The 2,311-nt window shown below is 66.4% G+C and carries 1 protein-coding gene; it reads right to left on the bottom strand.

Features of this window, described 5'->3' with window-relative positions:
* The coding region (locus tag ACIBK4_RS50455) for a condensation domain-containing protein (protein WP_399006967.1) at positions 1 to 2,293 on the bottom strand (2,293 nt) is incomplete at its 3' end.
* Positions 2,294 to 2,311: the final 18 nt, after the last annotated feature.

Below are 2,311 nucleotides of genomic sequence, written 5' to 3'. Positions count from 1 at the left end.
CCACCGCCACCGCATCCGGAGTCCGCACCACCTGACGCTCGAACAACTCGACAACCGTGCCGTCGTCGACACCCTCGACCGCCGTGTCGTTCCACTCCACCAACACCTGCTCCCGCTGCCGCGCATCAAGCAGATCCACACCACGCAGGGAGATGTCAGAACCACCACTCAACGTGTCACTCAACGCGGCAACAAGATTCTCCAGCGCAGTACACAACAACCGCGCCACCGCATACGGATCAACAGAGTCGACTACCTCGACGGTCACGCTCAGCTCGCCAGAAGCCAGATCGTTGACCGACGCCGTCAGCGGATAGTTGGTCCGCTCCTTGGCAAGGACGCTCCGAGTGCCGGTATCCCGGTCCTGGGCGGTGTCGACGTCCCGGGCCGAGGATTCGTGGCCGATGTAGCGGTAGTTGAACAGTGAGGTGAACAGGGGTGTGTTGTCTGAGATGCCGCTGGCTTGCTGCGCCACCGCCAGCGGTGCGTGCTCGTGCTCCAGCAGCGCCGCGAGCTGGGACCGCATCTGCTCCACCGCCGCACGGACACTTATCCGGCTCTTCGGCACCCTTACCGGGAGCGTGTTCATGAACGGACCGACAACCCGGTCGGCACCGACACCAGCGTTCATCCGCCCGAACAACACGGTGCCGAACACCACGTCGTCACGACCCGACAGCACACCGAGCACCCGTGCCCAGGCGACGTGCAACACCGTGGCCGTGCTGACCCCCAACTGGCGCGTCACGTCTCGCAGTTGGTCTACGACCTCCTGCGCCACCGGCACCACCCCGCTCACCGACTCTGTGCCGTCGCCGCGGACATCCATCAGTCCGTAGGGTGCGGTCGGCTCAGTCACGTCGCCCAGCAGCTCGGCGAAGAACCGCTCATGCTCCTCCCGCGGAACACTCCGAGCCTGAGCAACGAAATTCCGGAACGGCAACGCCGGCGCCAGCTCATCCTCCCGCCCACCCAGAATCGCCTGCAGCTCTCCCGTCAGCACGTCCATGCCCTGGTGATCGAGCACCATGTGGTGCATCCGCAGGAGTCCCAGCCAACGCCCGTCTTCGACCTGGGCGATGTGCAGATCCATCAACGGCGGCCGCCCCAGATCCATCCCCGAACCCACCAACTCGACCAACGCCGCCACCGAATCAGCCTCGGCACCGTCGAGGACATGAGTCACCACCGGCAGCACCGCCCGCCGCCACACCACCTGCACCGGCTCCGGCAATCCTTCCCACACCACCGCCGTGCGATAGATGTCATGCCGGTCCACCACGCGCTGCAACGCCTCAGCAAACCCATCAAGCCGCGCCCGCGAGTCGAACTCCAGCACCCGCATCGTCACGTACGGGTCCTTGCCCCCCTCAGCAGCCATCAAATGGTGGAAGAGCAGGCCTTCCTGTAGGGGTGCCAGCGGATACACATCGGCCACGTTCGCCGCGCCACCCTCGACCCCGGCGACGATCCGCTCGACGTCGGTGTCGGACAGGTCCACCAACGGCAGCATGTCGGCCGTGATCCGCTCCGCGCCCACCGGGATCAGGTTCTCCGGCACCATTACGGGCTCGGCCGCCGCCGCCTCGGCCAACCCCGCCGGCGTCGGCGCCTCGAACAACGCCCGCACCGACACCGACACACCCCGCCCACGAAGCCGCTCCACCAACCGCACCGCCAACAACGAATGCCCACCCAGCCGGAAGAAGTCGTCATCCACCCCCACCTGGTCGAGCCCCAGGACCTCGGCGAAGACGGCACACAGGATCTCCTCCTGCACCGTGACCGGCCCCCGGCCCATGCCCCCGGCCTGGTCCGGCACCGGCAAAGCCCGGTGATCCAACTTGCCGTTCACCGTCAACGGCAGCCCATCCAGGACCACCACCGCCGACGGCACCATGTACTTCGGCAACCGCTGCTCAGCATGCATACGAAGCACACCGGGCAACCCCTCACGAACCACACCTTCGACCGGCACCACATAGGCGACGAGCCGCTTGTCACCAGCCGTGTCCTCCCGGACGATCACCGCAACCTGAGCAACCCCCGGGTGGGCCCGCAGAACCGCCTCGACCTCACCCGGCTCAATCCGGAACCCACGAACCTTCACCTGCTCATCCACACGACCGACAAAAACAAGCTGCCCATCGGGATTCCACCTGACCAGGTCACCGGTCCGATACATCCGCTCACCCGACCCAAACGGGCACGCCACGAACCGCTCCGCCGTCAGCGCCACCCGCCCCACATAACCCCGCGCCACCCCAGCACCCGCCACATACAACTCACCCACCACACCCACCGGAACCGG

The sequence above is a fragment of the Streptomyces sp. NPDC050528 genome (assembly GCF_044457795.1).
GTDB lineage: Bacteria > Actinomycetota > Actinomycetes > Streptomycetales > Streptomycetaceae > Streptomyces.
The sequence above is the reverse complement of the archived record's forward strand: the minus strand, read 5'-3'. Positions and strand labels throughout refer to the sequence as shown.